Below are 17,970 nucleotides of genomic sequence, written 5' to 3'. Positions count from 1 at the left end.
AGCGGGGTGTACCGGGACTCTTAAGCCCTTAAAGAACTAAACCCGCCAACCGTTAGAAGGGGGACGGGAAACTAGGAGATCCCAGACCACAGTTCACATGCCGCAAGATACAGCGGGAGCAGCGGGCCCTTTAGCTCTTAAAGAACGAGACCCACCAACCCGATGGTGGTTGGCGGGTTTCCTGGAGTACACGTTCGTATTCCCGGCGGGGAAAACTTATGGCGCTGCCCTCGCTGGTGTCTAGTCGAGGGTCGGCGTGGGATCCTCGCCAATGACGACCTCCACCGTGGCCGCATCAGGGCGCAGGGTCTCTTCCAGCTGAGCGGCTACGACGCCGCCCTCTGCCTTGATGGTTCTCGTAATGCGTAGGACCGGCTGGTTGCGCCCCACGCCCAGGGCCTTTTGTTCCTCCGTGCGCGCGGTGGCAGGCACGAGGGAATCGCGCTTAAAAACGGGTGTCAGGTCAAGCTCCGTCAACAGCTCGGTCAGTGGCTTCTGCACATCCTCTTCCGTAAGTCCTGGTGCTAAGACTTGCGGGATAAAGAGCGTGGAGGCCATGATGGGCGAGCCCGCCGACACCTGCACCGTACGGCACTCCCACAGGGAATCCCCCTCCTCAATCCCAAAGGCGGAAGCAAGGTGCCCGGGAGCATCAATGAACATCAGCGACAGCACCCGCACCTCAACATCGAGGCCATGTTCACGCAATTGATCGAGGGCACTGCGGCCACTCGTCAGGCTCAACGTGGGCGGGGTGGCACGCACGAAGGTGCCACCGGTGCGCCCGCGCTTGCGGTCAATGAGGCCCTCAATCTGGACGATGTCTAGCGCGTGGCGCACCGTCATGCGCGCCACCTTGTATTCCTGAACCAATTCCCGCTCGGTGGGAAAACGGTCACCCGGCTTTAATTCGCCGGATTCAATCTTGCTCCTAAGCGAATCCGCGATCACCAAATAGGCGGGGCGGCGACGTTGAGAGGTGGACACGCCTCATAACTGTACCGTGTGCTGGGTTTTTCGCATCTTGAGAGAAAACGCGCCACCTACTTACGCTGGTTCAACTCAATGCGCGGGCGCACACGGATCTCAGTGAGCTGCGTCGTCGGCCCAGCATCAACGGTGGTGCGAATAGCCTTCGCCACCTCGACCGGGGCGATGACATGCTCCGGATTGTAATCCTGCAAGCCCTGCAGCATCGGGGTATCCGTCGGACCCGGCGCGACGGTGGACACGCGGATGCCGAGTTCGCCGAGGCGGAGGCCGTCGGCAAGCGCGTAGAGTGCGTGCTTCGTGGCGGCGTAAATGACGTTGTCACCATAGGAGTGGATGCCGGCACCGGAGTTGATGAACACCGCGAGGCCCTCCGCCGCACGCAGCGCAGGCAGCAGAAGGCGGGTCAGCTCTGCTGGCACGTGCACGTTGAGGTCCATCTGCGCACGCCAATCTTCCGGGCTAGCGCTTTCCACTGAGCGCTTATCCGCCCGGGCCGCCGCATGCACGAGCACGTCCACGCGCTCCAGTTCAGAAAGCTCGGTGGGAAGCGCCGCACCATCAAGTAGCGACAGCAGGTCGATGCCCACCGGCACGATGTTCTCCGCCTCCGGCAGCTCCCCGGCGCGCCGCCCTAATGCATACACGCGGTGGTCTCGCGCAAGGTCCTTGATGATCTCCACGCCCATTCCACCGGTTGCCCCGGTCACAACGGCAGTCTTCACCATGATTTTTCCTCCTTCAGTTAGCGGAAGCGCTTCGGCACATCCGGCTCCCCCAGCGTCAACATCAGGCGATTTGCCCAGTTGAAGAACGCGGAGGAGTTGATGACATCGATGATTGCCAGCGTATCGAAACCCACCTCGCGGAGACCATCCACGTGGGAGGCGTCGAACGCAAAGCGCGACTCGGTCAGGGCCAGGGCGGCGTCACGGATGGCGGACCACTGCGCCGAGCCCAGGTCAGCAGAAACGCCCTCGTCGAGCAGGCGGTCAATCGCTGCGGCGTCACCGCCCTCCTCCTTGGCGCGCTGCTGGTGTACCGATGCGCAGTACTCGCAGCCATTGAGGCGCGAGACCACCGTGGCGGCCAGCTCACGCTCGGCGCGCCCCAATCCGCCGTCGGTGTTGTAGAAAATGTCCAAATCCGTCAGCGTGCGCGCCTTGAGCGCTGCCGGGTCGCGGGCCAGCAGGCGGAAGTACTCCATGTCGATGCGCTCGGGCTTAATCAGCGCGTCACGCTGCGCGTCGGTGAACTCCTCCTTTGGTTGCGGCGGCACCCACGGCTTCCAGCCTAGGGAGTGTGCCACAAAGCCCTGCGGCTTGACGACGTCCGGCACCAACGTCCCCTCCCCCGGCACCCAATCCGGGGTCTGGGTAGGACGCGGCTCCTCAGTCACAGGCGTGGGCTGGGCGGTACCGGCCAGCACAGACAATCCGTGGGCCACCCGCAGCTGAAAGGACAGGAAGCTGACGAGCTGTCCCAACGTCACGATGTCATCGTTGGACCAGCCGGCCGCCTGCAGGTGACCGATCGCGGCCGGGGAGGCGTCCTTGGGGTGGAAGGCCAGAAGGTGGGCGAAGTCGAGGGCGGCGGCGAGGCGTGGCGAGCCGTCGAAAAGTGTGAAGCCGCCACCAGAGTATGGGCCGGTGGTGATGCCGCGCTCCACCGCGCGGGCTACTTCTTCAGCGAGCTCCTCGGATTCCTCCGCCAGCAGGTCGGAATAGAACTCCACCGCCTGCGGAGCCTGGTAAATGCCAGCAACAAACATCGCGATGGCGTAGCGCTCCGCATAGCTGAACGTGCCGGGCTCTTTAGGCTCAAGGAGCGCGGCGAAGGAGGCCTGCGCATTCTCCTTAGCTTCAGGCCGGCGCTCGCGCAGCTGGGCGACGTCCTCGCTTGCATCCGCCAGTAGGTTAATAATGTCTGCCATGAACTAATCCTTTCTTGATTGGCCCCAGGCTACAGGCCGAGGTTGAGGTCACCGGCGCGGTAGCGCGAGCCGGGGATGGCCTCGATAAGCTTGCGGGTAAACGGTGATTGCGGGTTGCTAAAGACCTCGGCCGTGGGCCCGCATTCCACCTGCTGGCCCTTCGAGAGCACGGACACGGTATCGGAGATCTGGTTGACCACCGCCAGGTCGTGCGAGATGAAGATGTAGGTCAGGCCAAGCTCCTCCTGCAGCCGGGCCAGCAGCCGCAGGATTTGGGCCTGCACGGTGACGTCGAGGGCGGAGACAGCCTCATCGAGGATGACCAGCTCCGGCTCCACAATCATCGCCCGGGCGATGGCCACGCGCTGGCGCTGACCGCCGGAGAGCTCGCGCGGGCGCCGGTCATAATAATCCGGGTTAAGGGCGACCAGCTCGAGGAACTCTTTGGCCTTGGCTTTCGCGCTGCTTGCCGACGCCCCCTTCAAATTCCGCAGCGGCTCCGCCACCGTCTGGCCAATCGTCTGCTTGGGGTCCAGCGAGCCATAGGGGTTCTGGTAGACCAGCTGGATGTTGTTTCGCTCTTCGCGCGAGGCCTTGCCGCGCAGGCCTACGATGTCGCGCCCGCCGACGGTGATGCTGCCCGCAGTCGGGGTATTGAACATGGCGATGCTGCGCCCGGTGGTGGTCTTGCCGGAGCCGGACTCGCCCACGATGGCGTGGGTCGCGCCCTTGGCCACGGTGAAGGAGATGTCATCGACCGCGGTGAAATCACCGAAGCGCTGGGTCAGGCCTTCGACGCGCACCAAAGGTTCGCCGGCAGCGCGAGTAGTCGGCGCGCCGGTAGATTCAGATGAAGCACGCTGAGTGCTTAGGTTGCCCTGGGGTGCGACGGCGCGGGCAGTTGACGTGCCGGCGTCGGCGACGGTGAGGGAGGGGGCGTCGGCAAGCAGGCGTTTGGTGTAGTCGTGGCGCGGGTTGGTCAGTACTGTGGCGGCTAGGCCTTCCTCGCGCAGCTGGCCAGACTCCATGACCACGACGCGGTCGGCGCGGTCACCGGCCACGGCTAGGTCGTGGGTAATGAAGAGGATGCCCATGCCGAGCTCTGCGCGCATGTCATCGAGGAGGTCGAGGATGATCTTCTGCACGGTGACATCGAGGGCGGAGGTGGGCTCGTCGGCGATGATGAGGTCCGGCTCCAGTGCCACCGCAGCGGCAATGAGTACGCGCTGCTTCATGCCGCCGGACAGCTCATGCGGGTACTGGTGATAGCGGCGCGCAGGGTCATCGATGCCGACGCGCTCCAACAGCTCCAGTGCCTTAGCCTTGCGCTCTGCAGCGCTGCCGACCTTGTGGATGCGCAGCCCCTCCTCCACCGAGGCGCCGATGGTCTGGACCGGGTTGAGGGAGTTATTGGGGTCCTGCGGGATCAGCCCGATGCGTCGCCCTCGCAGCTCACGCCACTGACGGCGGCGCAGCGAAGTGATATCGCGGCCATCGAAGGTGATGGTTCCGGCGTCGATGGTGGCATTCGAGGGCAGCAAACCGATGGCTGCCATGGCGGAGGTGGTCTTGCCGGAGCCGGACTCGCCCACGATGGCGGTCATCTGCCCAGGATGCACCTCGAGGCTGACGCCCTGGACCGCGGGAACGTCACCACCTGCGGTGGAATAGGACACGTTGAGGTCCCGCACGTGCAGCAGGGGCTGCGCTGCATTCTTTGAAACAGACATGTTAGGCCTCCACGGGGAAGTTCTGGGACAGACGGTTGGCGGACATCACCACGGCCACCAGCGCGATACCGGGCAGGATAATGAGCCACCAGGCGGTGGCCATGAAGTCGCGGCCCTCGGCGATGATAAGCCCCCACTCCGGGGTCGGAGGCGGGGCGCCGTAGCCCAGGAAGCCGAGGATCGACAGCTGCAGAATGGCGGTGCCGAATTGCAGGGTGGCCAGGGCAATAACCGGGGTGAGTGAATTGGGAAGGATATGGCGGAAGAGCACGGTGGCGTGGGTGGCGCCCGCACCGTACGCGGCCTCGATGTAGTCCGAGCTGGCCACGGAGATTACCTGGGAGCGGGCCAAGCGCGCGAAGGTCGCCACCGAGGTCGCACCGACAGCCACCGCCGCCTGTACGGAACCAAAGCCCAGCACGATGATGATGGACAGCGACAGCAGGATGCCCGGGATGGACAGCAACACGTCGACCACGCGCATGAGGACGGTATCCACCGCTCCGCGCAAAGAGCCGGCGAGAAGTCCGATCAGCGTACCGACGACCAGGCCAACAGCCACGGCGATCAGCGCGCCAAGCAGCGACTGGCGGGCACCGTAAATGATGCGCGCGTAGAGATCGCGTCCCACCGCGTCCGTTCCCATGATGTGCCCGGACTCTCCCGGCGGCAACAGGGCCACATCGGTGCCCGCATAAGGGTCTGCTGAGGTAAACAAGCTCGGGAACAGGGCCGCCAAGAAAGCGATCGCGAGGATCACGATGGCGATGATGGAACCCGGCGCGAGCCACGGGTTAGAGGTCTGGCGGCGCGGCGCCCGTGTAGAACGCAGCGGCTTAGTGTGCGTCATGCTCATGAGCGCACCGTCCTTTCCGAAGTAGTGGCCGAGAAGTCAGTCGCCGGGGTGGCGGCGGAATCTGTGCGGTGAGCAGAACTGCGTTCCGGGGTGCTGGCGCGCAGGCGCGGGTCCAGCACCGGGTAGAGCAGGTCCACCACGAGGTTGATGATGATGTAGGAAGTGGCGGCGATGAGAACCACCGCCAGCAGAACCGGGGTATCGCGGTTAGCCACGGCCTGGGCCACCATGTATCCCAAGCCAGTGCGGCCGAAGACGGTTTCGGTCACCACGGCACCGCCAACGAGTTCACCGAAGAGCAGGCCCGCCATGGTCAAGGTAGGCAGCAACGAGTTACGCAAGACGGTGCGCCAGAAAATCCCGGACTCCGAGGCACCGCGTGCGCGTACCGCTTGAACGAAGGGCCGTGATTGCGTCTCGTCGATGGAGCGAATCAGCACCTGAATCAACGGCGCGGCCATGGGCACCGACAGCGTCAGGGTAGGCAGGATGAGGCCCTCCACGCTGCCGGGTTCGATAACGCGCACCCAGCCCAGCTGGAAGGAGAAGAACTGGATGAGCAGGATGGCAATCCAGAATCCCGGCAGAGAGACCATGAAGGAAGGCAGGCCTCGGAAGAAGGAACCGATGGCACCGAGCCCCGGCAGCGTCGCTAGGAAGGCAACGAGCACGGCCACGATGAGTGCCACGCCGATGGCGCTGGCGGCGAGGATGAGGGTGTGGGGAAGGGCGTCGGCAAGCAGCGTAGCTACCGGGGCGCCCGACTGCGTCGAGTTACCAAAGTGCCCGGTAAGGAAGCCACCCAGGGACGTGAAGTACTGCACCACAAGCGGCTTGTCCGCGCCCATCTCATCCCGAATGGCATCAATCTCCGCCTGGGATAGGCCCAGAGCGGGGTCGCCGAAGCGGGACTGCACGGCATCCGACGGCAGCGCCGACAGAAGCAGGAAGGCCACGGTGTAGGTAATGAGCAGCACGAGGAGGGCCTGCCCAATGCGGCTGAAAATCTGGCGAGTTGTCATTTATTTCTCCTCCTCATTCGATGCTGCGCGCTGCGGCGCGGCGTCGATGCTGACCTCGTAGAACCACGGGCGCGCCACCGATTCCGGACTAAAACCCGAAATGCCCGGACGCACGGCATAAACCACGGGTTCCTCGAAGAGCGGGAGCACATAGGCCTGCTCGGTGAGGTAGTCCTGGACCTCTTCCTTGGCCTTGATGCGGCCTTCTTTATCGGGGGTATCGAGGACGGCGTCGAGAAGCTCCTGCAGGTGTTCGTCGATGGGATTGCCCTCCGCGTCCTGGTTGAGGAAGGCATCGCGGTTGTTGATGCCGTAGAGCGAAGTGATGACGTCGTAGTCGGCGCGACCGACCATCGAGTGGTAGATCTGCACCTTGTTGATGTCCTTGGCATCGGCATTCTGGGTGGCCTGGTCACCAGCATTGACCTGGATACCAATGCCCAGGGCGCGCAGCTGATCCTGCACCATGGTCATGACTTCCTTGGAGCGCGGCTGCGGCAACGCGGTGTTGGTGCGCAGGACGAGGCGCTGGCCGTCCTTGACGCGGATGCCATCGGGCCCGGGCTCCCATCCGGCCTCATCGAGAAGGCGCTTGGATTCCTCCGGGTCGAAGGTATAGGCGGCGGACTGGTCCTTATACGCCAGGCCGGTCTCGGCCACGGAGGAGGTGGCGAGCGGGTAGGACTCGGAGAAGAGCACGCGAAGGATCTCCTCGCGGTCCACGCCGTGGATGATGGCCTCGCGCACGCGCTTGTCTTGCAGCAGCGGGTGGTCGAAGCGGAAGGCGAACTGGTTGTTCATGGAGTTCGTGCCGCGTGAGACGATGTCAACACCTTGTTCTTTCAGCAGCGGCTCCTGCGGGGCGGAGATCTGGCGGGCGATATCGGCCTGGCCGGAAAGGATTGCTCCGGTGCGCACGGATTCCTCGGCGGCGAGGATGTAGTGGACGCCGTCGATCTCCGCGCGGCCCTGGTGCTTGGCCGCTGGTGGGGCCCAGTCGTAGTCCTCACGGGTCTTGAGCTTGAGGTCGGTGCCGATTTCTTCCGACTCCACCACAAAGGGGCCAGAGCCAATAACGTTGACCGCGTTGCCGGGGCCGAAGCCCTCGTTGTCTAGAGCCAACGTGGAATCAGAGAGCAGGCCGGCGTTATAGGCGGAGGTGGCTTGGAGGAAACCCGGGGAGGGCTGAGTGAAGTAGAACTTCACGGTGTCCTCGTCCACGACTTCGCCGCGGTCATAGTTGGCGATCTGCTCGGAGCTGGTCAGCGTGCGGGATTTATCGCCGCGGCCGAAGAGGTCGAAGTTGGCCACGACGTTCTCGGCGGTCAAAGGAGAACCATCGGAGTAGGTGACGTCGGTGCGGATAGTAAACGTGTATTCCGTGGCATCGGCGTTGACCTTGGGCATCTCCGTGGCGATCCATGGCGAGAGTTCCAGGGTCTCGGGATCCTGATAAAGGAGGCGGTCGGTCAGCTGGTTGACCACGCCACCGTTGGGGTAAAAGCCGGCGGCCGGCGGATAGAGCGTGCGGAAGAATTGCGGCTCGAGGTAGGTGAGGACGTTATCCTCCCCGTCCGGCCGATCCGCGGCAGAGCAGCCCGCTAAGGCGAGGGCTGCTGCCAGGGTGGCGGCGAGTGCGCGTAGAGTTTTCACGGTAATGCTTTCAGAAAGTCGGTAGTCGGTTTGTGCTGTGTCTCTGGATTTAACACAACGCATACTGAGCGGTATTATTCCACTAGACAGCACAGTCTAAAAGTTTGAGGTTGATTTATATGCCCGCCATCGCCATCGTCGGGGCCGGCCCGCGCGGTATCTCGCTGGTCGAGCGCCTTGCGGCCCATCTGCGCGCGACCCCCCTTCATTCACCCCTGCGACTCCACATCATCGACGATGCCCCGCTGGGCGCCGGCCGCATTTGGGATACGGATCAGACCCGCACGCTGTGCATGAACACCCTGGCTGGCGCGGTCACGTTATTCACCGAGCCTGATTCCACGACCACCGCGCCGGTGCTGGAGGGTCCCATTCTCTACGAGTGGATCCAGCTTCTGCGCGGCGAGCGCCCCGACATCGCGCCCGCCAAGCTAAAGCTTTATGATTCCCACCCGCCGCGCGAGGGGCTCGCCGCCTCATTTGCCACAGAGCTCGCGCAGACCCGCCCGGAATCCAACCCTTCCCGCGCGCTCTACGGCGCCTACTTGGAGTGGGTCTTCGAGGTTGCGCTGGCTCAGCTGCCGGAGAGCGTGGACGTCGTCCAGCACCGTGCGCGCGCGTTGTCCGTAGAGGAGCGCGGTGAACAGGACGCCATCGAGCTTTCCGACGGCACCACCGTCACCGCCGATGCCACCGTCCTGGCTTATGGCTGGCAGGTGCCTGCCCTGACCGAGTCCGAGCGTGCCCTGGCGGAGGCCGCAGATTCCGGCCTGCACTGGGTGCGCCCAGATAACCCGGTGGAGCAACCGGTGTCTGAGGTTCCTGCGGGCGAGAAGGTCCTAGTTCGGGGCCTGGGCATGGGCTTCTTCGACGTCATGGCGCTGCTCACCATCGACCGCGGCGGCGAGTTCGTCGAGGATCCCTCCACCCGCTCCGGACTGCGCTACGAACCCAACGGCGAGGAACCGCACTTCATCGTCTCCTCCGGCCGCGGCTACCCTTATATCCCGAAGTCGGAGTATCACGCGCTGCCACCAAAGGCTGAGCTGACCCGCTTCCGCGTCGCGGTCGCCGCGCTTGATCCGGAAGCGGAGCTGGACTTTAGCACGCAGCTGCTACCGCACATTCTGCGTGATTCCTACGCCGAATACTACGAGAACCAGGCTCGTGTATTCCCAGATGCCCTGCAGCGCCCGCTTGCGGATATCCTCGCCACGATTGATTCCACGGAGCTCACCGCCCCAGATCTCCGAGGCATGGCGGATCAGCTGCGCGTGGCGCTGGAGGGCGCATCGACTGACCCCCTCGACCTTGCCCACTGGGCGAACCCGCTGGCGGACTTCGACAGCGCGGAGGGCGCCGAGATCACCGAGTACATCGCCGAGGGCCTCGCCCGCGATATCCGGGAGGCCGTCGCCGCCGCCGATTCCCCGCTGAAGTCCGCGCTGTGGGCCATCTCAGCCGCGCGCAAGCCCTCCTCCATCGCCGGCTCGGAGGGCCGGATGACGTGGGAGTCCCGGACCAGCACCTACAAGGAGTTCATGGCCTTTGGGCAGATGGTGGGCTCCGGCCCGCCGCTCTTCCGCACCCGCCAGCTGCTGGCGCTTGTCGACGCCGGCCTCGTCACCTTCCTGGGCCAGCGCCCCCAGCTGGAGATCGGTGAGAAGTTCACGCTGCGCACCGCGCACGGCGAGGCTTCCTCCACCTGGCTTATCGACGCCTGGATGCACTCCCCCGATGTCCGCCGCGCCGGCGACCCACTTGCGGTATCCCTCAACGGACGTGTTCGCGCGTTCGTCGACCATGGGCAGGCCACCGGCTCGCCGGAGACGACATGGAACCGTCGCGTGGTCAACCCCGGCGGCACCGAGGACCCGCGCCTGCACATCGTCGGCATCCCCACCTATTCGCAGTGGCCGGATACCACCATCTCCCCCATGCCGGGCACCGATCCGCTCATGCTGCAAGAAACCGACCGCACGGCCGGTTCCCTGCTCACTTCCCTCTAACCTCACACAGCGCAAGCGCCGAGGCCCACACTGCCTTGGCGCTCTCGGTGGTTTTAGTCCAGGGCGTCGAGGGCTTGCTCCAAGTCTGCGAGCAGGTCATCAATGGACTCAATGCCCACGGAGATGCGCACGAGGTCTGCCGGTGGGACGAGTTCGGAGCCTTCCGCGGAGATATGCGTCATGTTCTGCGGGTGCTCAATGAGGGACTCCACACCGCCGAGGGACTCCGCCAATGAGATGAGCTTGGTGTTGAGACAAATCTGGCGAGCATGCTCCTCGCTATGGAAGCGCACGGACATCATGCCGCCAAAGCCGCGCATCTGCTTCTTCGCCAGCTCGTGGCCCGGGTGCGAGGGCAGGCCCGGGTAGAGCACCTGCTTGACCTCTGGGCGGGATTCCAAGAACTCAGCCACAGCCTGCGCATTGGAACAGTGGCGATCCATGCGGACTTCCAAGGTCTTGATGCCGCGGGCGGTGAGGTAGGCGTCGAAAGGCGAGGACACCGCACCGACGTTTCCTTGGAAATACAGCAGGCGCTCATCCATCTCAGCGGAATTGGTCACGACCGCACCACCCAGCACATCCGAGTGGCCGCCCAGGTACTTCGTGGTGGAGTGCAGAACGTGATCCGCGCCCAGCTCCAGAGGGTTCTGCAGGTAGGGAGTGGCGAAGGTGTTGTCGACGACAATCTGGACGTCGCCAGCCGCCTTGACTGCCTTAGTGACCGCAGCGATATCCGTGATCGTCGTCGCCGGATTGGTCGGGGTCTCCAACCAAATGAGCTTGGTGTTCTCCTTCAACGCTGCCTCCACGGCCGCGGTATCGGCGGTATTAACGATGGACAGCTCGATGCCCCACTCACCGTAGTCATGGTGCAGGAGACGGTACATGCCGCCGTAGGCATCGTTACCCAAAATCACGTGGTCACCTGGGCGCACGATGATACGGATGAGGGTATCGACGGCCGCCATGCCCGTGGCGAAACAGCGAGCATACTCGGCATTCTCTAGCGCCGCGAGGGTCTTCTCTAGGGAATGAACGGTGGGGTTGGCCACGCGGCCATACTCGTAGCCGCCGCGCAGCTGCGCGAGGCCATCCTGCTGGTACGTGGTGGAAGCGTAAATCGGTACGTTGATGGATCCCATGTAAGGATCCGGCTGGTAACCGGCATGGATGGAACGGGAAGAAAAGCCAAGAGTGCGGTTGTCAGTCATGAGGCACAAGTCTAGACCAAGCTGTTCAGTTGCGAGAAAGACTAGCTTTTTATATTCAACTCTCTTCCCTACCATCGGTAGGCGTCAGACGTGAGCGATAGCAGAAAGGACACACGTGACCAGATCAACCACATACCTAAGCGCCTCCGCCGAGCAGAGCGACGGGGCTGTCGACGCGGTCACCCGCTGGTGGCAGACAGAAAACATGCAGTCCTGGCTCATAGACAAACCCATCGGCATCGCGCTCATCCTCATAGTCGCCATCATCGGTAGCTGGCTGCTGCGTCGGCTCATCACCAAACTGGCAGACAACAGCATCAAGAAAGGCAAGCTCAGCTCGCCGCTCTCCCCTCGCAAAGCTCACCGAACAACCGATAAGGCGCTCGAGAAAACGCAAGAGGCACGGCGCACCTCCCGCATCCAGACTCTCGCCGGCGTCGGCCGCTCCGCGGTCGCCATATTCGTCTGGGTCTGGGCAGTGCTGGCCATCTTAGACAAGCTCGGAGTCAACGTCGCCCCGCTCGTGGCCTCAGCCGGCGTGGTTGGTGTCGCCCTTGGTTTCGGTGCCCAGGCGCTGGTCAAGGACTTCCTCTCCGGCATTTTCATGCTCATGGAGGACCAGTACGGCATCGGTGACACCATCGACCTCGGCAACGGGGTCTTCGGCGATGTAGAGTCCATTTCCCTGCGTATCACCACGGTCCGCGACATCGATGGCGCGCTATGGTACGTCCGCAATGGCGAAATCCTGCAGGTGGCCAACCACTCCGACCGCTACTCCGTAGCCCGCGTCCAGGTCCCCATCGCGCTGAGCAACGACCCCACCCGAGCAGTCGACGTCATCACCACCGCAGCAGAAGAAGCCGCCCGCGACTCCGACATCAAGGACTTCATCCTGGCCACCCCCACGGTCAACGGCATGTCTGGCCTGGAAGTGGACCACATGTCCTACCGCGTTTCCGTCAAGACGCTACCGGGCAAGCAGTGGGATGTGCAGCGCGCCATGCAGGCGAAAATCCTCACCGCCATGCACACGGAAGGAATTACCACGCCCTACCCGCGGGGGATGGCTATCTTTGATCTGGAAGAACCCAGCCTGACGAGAAAGGAAGATTAGGCGTGCAACCAACGAGCGTGTACGACGCCGTCGGCGGAATGGAGACCTTTGAGAAACTCGTCGGCGGTTTCTACGCCCAGGTGCGCGAGGATGATCTCATCGGCCCGATGTACCCACAGCAGGACTGGGAGGGATCAGAACAGCGCCTGACCTGGTTCCTTGTGCAGTATTGGGGAGGGCCACAGCTCTTTTCCGAGCAGCGCGGCCACCCTCGCCTGCGCATGCGCCATGCGCCCTACCCCATCGACATGGCCGCCCATGATCGCTGGCTCGAGCTCATGGGCAACTCCTTAGCGCAGATCGACGAGGAGACCATCCCGCCGGCCTATCGCGCCATGATTTGGGACCACATGGAGCGAGTGGCGGCGATGCTCATCAACCGCGCTCCCTAAAGCCCGAAGGCGTCCTTTACCGGCTGGGACAGCAGCTCTCCCCCACGAGTCATGAGTCCATCGCCCAAGCCTGGGTAGCGCTCAACCGCACCGTCAAAGCCATCAGCAGCCACTGCACGCATATAGGGCAGCGTGGCAGAGCCCAACGCCCGGGCGGAGGTATTCGCTACCGCGCCCGGCATGTTGGCCACGCAGTAGAAGATCGTGTCGTGCACCTTGAAGGTGGGATCATCGTGCGAGGTCTTTCGGGAGTTTTCAAAGCAGCCGCCTTGGTCAATGGCGACGTCGACAAGCACAGCGCCCTTCTTCATCCGCTCGACCATATCTTCGCGCACCAACTTCGGCGCCGCAGCACCTGGAACCAACACCGCGCCGATAACCAAGTCCGCCTCCAGCAACTCAGCCTCGAGCGCCGCCGGATCCGACACAATGGTGCGCACGCTGCCCTGATACTGCTCATCGAAGCGCTGCAACACGTGCGGGTCAAGGTCCAACACCGTCACCTCGCCGCGCAGGCCGTGCGCCATTGCCACTGCCGACGCCCCCACTTGGCCACCACCGATAACGACAACGCGGGCTGGCCGCGTGCCTGGTACGCCAGCAACCAGCAAACCGCGCCCACCTTCGGTGGAGAGCAGATGGTGCGCGCCCTCGATTACGGCAAGACGACCAGCAACCTGGGACATCGGGGTCAACAGTGGCAGGGTGCCGCGAGAATCGGTCACCGTCTCATAGGCTACGGCCGTCGTCCCCGATGTGATCAGCGCTTCCGTCAACGGGCGGTCCGCAGCCAGGTGCAGGTAGGTGAACAGCAGGAGGTCCTCGCGCAGATATCCATATTCTGACTCGAGTGGCTCTTTAACCTTGACCACCATATCCGCAGCCCAGGCCTCCGCTGCGGAGGGAACGATGATCGCGCCGACCTCTTCATAGCTGGAGTCCGGAAACGAAGCACCTTCCCCGGCCGTTGTTTCCACTACAACCTCATGGCCATCCTTCACCAGCGTCCCGGCCGCGCTGGGGGTAAGCGCGACGCGGTTTTCGTTATTCATGATTTCTTTGGGTACGCCAATACGCATGCTTCGAGCCATCTCCTTTTGCTGAAGAAAAAGAATTCGACCCCTTTAGGGTAACGCAGATCACCCCTTAGATGTGTTGTTCCTGCTCAGCAGGCACGGCTCCCCGTCAGACGTTAGTATGCGGAGCATGAGCACACTGCGCGATGTACGGTCCTGTAAGCCCCATCATCACTCACGGAGTTACGGGGTGGGCCTCGGCGCTCATCGCAGTGGGCACAGGAATAGCACTCTTATGCAAAGCCCCGCCGTGGACGGTCGCCGTAGGCGCCGCACTGGCGGGGTACGCACTGCTTTAGACCTTTAGAACAAGGACAGCCGCGTCGAGTGGTAAACGCTGCCATAAGGCGCATCAAGGCGCACCCAGCGCCCCTTGCCCGCCACGCGAAGGTGGCGGGGGATCTCGAGTGAGGCGGCAAAGCCCGGGATGAGCCCCAAGCTCGTGCAGGCGAAAATCATCCGCATAGGAATCTCCACCTGAGTCTCCGCATCATTCACGGTGAGCACCGTCTGATTCAGCAGGCTCTTCGGAGGTCCCATCGGCCCGGAGAATTGGCGGGCCAGCTGGCGGCCCTTGTCCGCGAGTTCACGGACAACGTCGACCGGCAGCGAGTCGATCTCCCTAAAACCCTGTGCCGGCGGCAAGGCCCCCGGCCAGGACGGATCACGTGCTGGACCTAAATCAAGTTCCACGCCTCCCTCGTGGCCGAGGGAATCAGGGGCGGTGTGGAGGGCATCGAGAAGCGCCTGCGCCGACACCACAGCACCGTCGCGGCCCACAGTCCCCTCGCAACGCCGAGCCACGACGACGTCGAACGGCGTGGTCACAAAGACCTCGGCCTGGTTGGTGTCGTACTGACGCAGGCGCACCGCTGCGGATGCATCCAGCCCCGTCGCGCGGGAGAGGAGGGCACGCAGCCCTACCCCACCGCTGCGCAATGTCAGAGTTTCGCGCTCCATTACTGCTGCTCAAGCTCGACGACAGCGTGCTCCAGGATAATGTTGCGCTCCTGCTCAGAGACCTCTCGCGGCATCTGAGTGTCCGGGTCAATGGTGACCTGCACGCAATCAATGACGCAGGCCACTTGGCCCTGCGCATCCTTGATCGTCTGGCGAGTAGTGAAAGACGTGGTGCCGAGGCGCACCACCGTGGTTTCCACCGTCACCGTTCCATGGCGTCCATCCCACTTGATGGGGCGGACATAGTCCGCTTCGATGTGACGAACGAAAGCCACCATATTGACGCCACGTGCGTAGAAGTGGTGCATGGCAAAAGCCAAGCGCGCCTCCTGCGCCAGCTCAATGAAGTTGGCATTCATCATGTGGCCGTACATGTCAAAGTCCGACCAGCGCACGCCCACAGTAAGCGCGTGGACGTTGTCCTTGGTCTCCTCCGACACAACATTCTGAGCGGACATTCCAGGTTCCTTCCGGAGTTCGTGCTTTAACGCTAGGGACTTAAAGGCCCTAGCGGCTGAGCTTACGGTGGGTAACGCGGGACGGGCGTGCAGCCTCCTCGCCGAGACGCTCGACCTTGTTCTTCTCGTAGTCGCCGAAGTTGCCCTCGAACCAGAACCACTGGCCTTCTGCGACGTTGCCCTCCCACGCCAAGATGTGAGTACAGGTGCGGTCGAGGAACCAGCGATCGTGGGAGATGACCACGGCGCAGCCAGGGAACTTCTCCAGGGCGTTTTCCAGGGAGCCCAGGGTTTCCACGTCCAAGTCGTTGGTCGGCTCATCGAGAAGGATCAGGTTGCCGCCTTCCTTGAGGGTCAAGGCCAGGTTCAGGCGGTTACGCTCACCACCGGAGAGGACCTTGGAAGGCTTTTGCTGGTCAGCACCCTTGAAACCGAAAGCGGAGAGGTAGGCGCGGGACGGCATCTCGTTCTGACCGACGTGGATGTAATCCAGCCCGTCGGAGACGACCTCCCACACGGTGGCCTCCGGGTCGATGTTCTCGCGGCCCTGGTCAACATAAGACAGCTTGACAGTCTCGCCGACGTCAACGGAACCCGAATCCGGCTGTTCCAAGCCCACGATGGTCTTGAACAGGGTGGACTTACCCACACCGTTCGGCCCGATAACACCGACGATGCCGTTGCGCGGCAAGGTGAAGGAAAGATCCTTGATGAGGACACGGCCGTCGAAGCCCTTGGTCAGGTTCTTGACCTCCACGACCTTGTTGCCCAGGCGCGGCGGAGTCGGAATCTGAATCTCTTCGAAGTCGAGCTTCTTGTACTGCTCGGCCTCCGCAGCCATTTCCTCGTAGCGCTGGAGACGAGCCTTGTTCTTGGCCTGGCGGGCCTTCGCACCGGAGCGAACCCACGCGAGCTCGTCCTTGAGGCGCTTTTGCAGCTTCTTGTCCTTAGCGCCAGCAATCTCGAGACGCTCGGCCTTCTTCTCCAGGTAGGTGGAGTAGTTGCCCTCGTAGGGGTAGAGCTTGCCGCGGTCCACCTCACAGATCCAGCCCGCGACGTGGTCGAGGAAGTAGCGGTCGTGGGTCACTGCGAGGACCGCACCCGGGTAGGACTCGAGGTGCTTCTCCAGCCACTGGACGGACTCGGCGTCAAGGTGGTTAGTAGGCTCGTCGAGCAGCAGCAGGTCCGGCTCGCTCAGCAGCAGCTTGGCCAGCGCGACGCGGCGGCGCTCACCACCGGAGAGGTTGGTCACCGGGTCATCGGACGGCGGGCAGCGCAGTGCTTCCATGGCCTGCTCGATCTTGGAATCCACTTCCCAGGCATCGGCAGCATCCAGCTCCTCCTGGAGCTTGCCCATCTCCTCCATGAGTTCATCGGAGTAGTTGGTGGCCATCTCTTCGGCAATCTCTTCGAAGCGCTGCTTCTTCTGGAAAATTTCTCCAAGGCCCTCTTCGACGTTCTCACGGACCGTCTTTTCCTCGTTGAGCGGCGGCTCCTGGAGGAGGATGCCGACGGTCTTGCCCGGATCGATGAAGGCCTCACCGTTGGAAGGCTGATCCAGTCCGGCCATAATCTTCAGGATCGAGGACTTACCTGCACCGTTGGGGCCCACGACGCCGATCTTGGCGCCCGGGTAGAAAGCCATGGTGACGTTGTCCAAAATAACCTTGTCACCGATGGCCTTACGCACGTTTTTCATCGTGTAGATGAATTCGCCCATGTTTCACCCTTTGCTTCTGTCAGGATTGGTAAATAACAGTACAAAGACTACATGACATGGGCGGCGGTAGTCCTTTGTCCTTAGACCATCGCTTCTTCTGGCTCCGGTTCAAGGTATGGCTCAGCCCCGGACTGCGCTTGCTGACGGTCCGCCGCGGTGTCCTGCGGAGTATCTCCCGGCCGCAATGCAGCTGGCATTGCTTCTTCCGTTGCACTCTCCGAGCCTTCTGTGCTCTCTGTGTTCTGCGTATCCCTTGCGTTTTGTGAATCGCTCGGCGGCGCCGTGTAATCCACGTCCAAAACCGGCGGATTCTCCCCTAGCCAGAGGGCTTCGCTGCCCTCCTCACCATAGGAGGTACCGATCTTTGTAGAGGTGATGCAGAAGCGGTTGAGGTCCAGGCCCACGTGGGCGATTTTGATATAGGTCCTAGAGCGCTTCGCACCGTGCTGATCTTCCCACCGGTCAGTCACGATGGAGCCCATAACGAAGACGGGCATGCCCTTAAACAGTGACTTCTTCACGTTGATGGCGCACTGCCCCCACACTTCTCCATCGATAAAGTTGAGATCCAGCTCCCGCCATACGGTTTTGCCTTCCTCGTCTTTCTCCGGAACGCTGCGGGAAGAAGCGATACGGATGCGGGCCTTATACATGGTGTCGCTGATTTTGGTCAGGTGCGGGTCGTGAGTCAGACGTCCTGTAATGGAAATTGGGTATTGAGACATTGCTTGATTCCTTTGCTGGTCATGGCTGGTAGCTTTCTTGCGGTTGAGGAAGCGATGCGCCTCCCTTACCTCGCATCTTTGCCACCAGGAACAGCACCCGCAATGACTCCGCCAG

16 protein-coding genes are annotated in these 17,970 nt (G+C 62.8%); 3 read left to right on the top strand and 13 right to left on the bottom strand.

Annotated elements, in window-relative coordinates:
* Positions 1 to 240 precede the first annotated feature (240 nt).
* Genes HMPREF3147_RS01245 through HMPREF3147_RS01215 form a run of 7 tightly spaced genes read right to left on the bottom strand, consistent with a single transcriptional unit; the run spans position 241 to position 8,247 of the window.
* Positions 241 to 987 carry a GntR family transcriptional regulator gene (locus tag HMPREF3147_RS01245; protein WP_070443630.1) on the bottom strand — a complete coding sequence of 249 codons (747 nt, stop codon included), beginning with the start codon at positions 985 to 987 and terminating at the stop codon, positions 241 to 243.
* 56 nt (positions 988 to 1,043) lie between these two features.
* Positions 1,044 to 1,718 carry an SDR family oxidoreductase gene (locus HMPREF3147_RS01240; RefSeq protein ID WP_070443627.1) on the bottom strand — a complete coding sequence of 225 codons (675 nt, stop codon included), beginning with the start codon at positions 1,716 to 1,718 and terminating at the stop codon, positions 1,044 to 1,046.
* Positions 1,719 to 1,735: 17 nt separating this feature from the next.
* Positions 1,736 to 2,923 carry an alkylhydroperoxidase domain protein gene (locus tag HMPREF3147_RS01235; protein ID WP_070443624.1) on the bottom strand — a complete coding sequence of 396 codons (1,188 nt, stop codon included), beginning with the start codon at positions 2,921 to 2,923 and terminating at the stop codon, positions 1,736 to 1,738.
* A 29-nt stretch (positions 2,924 to 2,952) separates the two neighbouring features.
* The gene (locus HMPREF3147_RS01230; RefSeq protein WP_070443621.1) at positions 2,953 to 4,653 is read right to left on the bottom strand and encodes a dipeptide ABC transporter ATP-binding protein; all 1,701 of its coding nucleotides are present in this window, start codon (positions 4,651 to 4,653) and stop codon (positions 2,953 to 2,955) included.
* Between the two features lies 1 nt (position 4,654).
* Complete coding sequence (locus tag HMPREF3147_RS01225) at positions 4,655 to 5,509, bottom strand: ABC transporter permease (RefSeq protein WP_070443618.1); 855 nt, start codon at positions 5,507 to 5,509, stop codon at positions 4,655 to 4,657.
* A complete protein-coding gene (locus HMPREF3147_RS01220) occupies positions 5,506 to 6,531 on the bottom strand; it encodes an ABC transporter permease (RefSeq protein ID WP_070443615.1) in 1,026 nt (341 codons plus the stop codon). The genes HMPREF3147_RS01225 and HMPREF3147_RS01220 overlap by 4 nt, the downstream gene beginning before the upstream one ends.
* Positions 6,532 to 8,247: a TIGR04028 family ABC transporter substrate-binding protein gene (locus HMPREF3147_RS01215; protein WP_141740696.1), complete on the bottom strand. Its 1,716-nt coding sequence runs from the start codon at positions 8,245 to 8,247 to the stop codon at positions 6,532 to 6,534. It abuts the gene before it with no gap.
* Positions 8,248 to 8,303: 56 nt separating this feature from the next.
* On the opposite strand from HMPREF3147_RS01215, the gene HMPREF3147_RS01210 reads away from it, so the two are divergent.
* Complete coding sequence (locus HMPREF3147_RS01210) at positions 8,304 to 10,193, top strand: FAD/NAD(P)-binding protein (RefSeq protein WP_070443609.1); 1,890 nt, start codon at positions 8,304 to 8,306, stop codon at positions 10,191 to 10,193.
* 53 nt (positions 10,194 to 10,246) lie between these two features.
* On the opposite strand, the gene HMPREF3147_RS01205 is transcribed toward HMPREF3147_RS01210, so the two are convergent.
* Positions 10,247 to 11,407 (bottom strand): cystathionine gamma-synthase, encoded by a 1,161-nt coding sequence (locus HMPREF3147_RS01205; protein ID WP_070443606.1) that lies wholly within the window; start codon positions 11,405 to 11,407, stop codon positions 10,247 to 10,249.
* A 115-nt stretch (positions 11,408 to 11,522) separates the two neighbouring features.
* Here HMPREF3147_RS01205 and HMPREF3147_RS01200 point away from each other — a divergent pair, with 115 nt between their 5' ends.
* Together HMPREF3147_RS01200 and HMPREF3147_RS01195 are read left to right on the top strand one after the other, a co-directional pair.
* Positions 11,523 to 12,524 (top strand): mechanosensitive ion channel family protein, encoded by a 1,002-nt coding sequence (locus HMPREF3147_RS01200; RefSeq protein ID WP_070443603.1) that lies wholly within the window; start codon positions 11,523 to 11,525, stop codon positions 12,522 to 12,524.
* Positions 12,525 to 12,526: 2 nt separating this feature from the next.
* A complete protein-coding gene (locus HMPREF3147_RS01195; RefSeq protein ID WP_070443600.1) occupies positions 12,527 to 12,916 on the top strand; it encodes a globin in 390 nt (129 codons plus the stop codon).
* Here the strand turns inward: HMPREF3147_RS01195 and ald are convergent.
* The 5 genes from ald to HMPREF3147_RS01170 all read right to left on the bottom strand — a co-directional run bounded on the left by ald (position 12,913) and on the right by HMPREF3147_RS01170 (position 17,855).
* Entirely contained in the window at positions 12,913 to 13,995 is a 1,083-nt protein-coding gene (gene ald / locus HMPREF3147_RS01190; RefSeq protein ID WP_070443597.1) for an alanine dehydrogenase, read from the bottom strand. The two genes, HMPREF3147_RS01195 and ald, sit on opposite strands and share 4 nt — an antisense overlap.
* Before the next feature lie 300 nt (positions 13,996 to 14,295).
* Complete coding sequence (locus HMPREF3147_RS01185; protein ID WP_070443584.1) at positions 14,296 to 14,952, bottom strand: DUF8185 domain-containing protein; 657 nt, start codon at positions 14,950 to 14,952, stop codon at positions 14,296 to 14,298.
* Positions 14,952 to 15,410, bottom strand: coding sequence for an acyl-CoA thioesterase (locus HMPREF3147_RS01180; protein WP_070443562.1), 459 nt, complete (start codon positions 15,408 to 15,410; stop codon positions 14,952 to 14,954). The genes HMPREF3147_RS01185 and HMPREF3147_RS01180 overlap by 1 nt, the downstream gene beginning before the upstream one ends.
* A 49-nt stretch (positions 15,411 to 15,459) precedes the next feature.
* Entirely contained in the window at positions 15,460 to 17,130 is a 1,671-nt protein-coding gene (ettA, locus tag HMPREF3147_RS01175; RefSeq protein ID WP_070443559.1) for an energy-dependent translational throttle protein EttA, read from the bottom strand.
* 80 nt (positions 17,131 to 17,210) lie between these two features.
* On the bottom strand, positions 17,211 to 17,855 hold the full coding sequence (locus HMPREF3147_RS01170; RefSeq protein ID WP_070443557.1) for a single-stranded DNA-binding protein: 645 nt from the start codon (positions 17,853 to 17,855) through the stop codon (positions 17,211 to 17,213).
* Between the last annotated feature and the right edge of the window lie 115 nt (positions 17,856 to 17,970).

Source organism: Corynebacterium sp. HMSC05D03 (assembly GCF_001807205.1).
GTDB lineage: Bacteria > Actinomycetota > Actinomycetes > Mycobacteriales > Mycobacteriaceae > Corynebacterium > Corynebacterium aurimucosum.
This window is presented reverse-complemented; position numbering and strand designations above follow the sequence as displayed.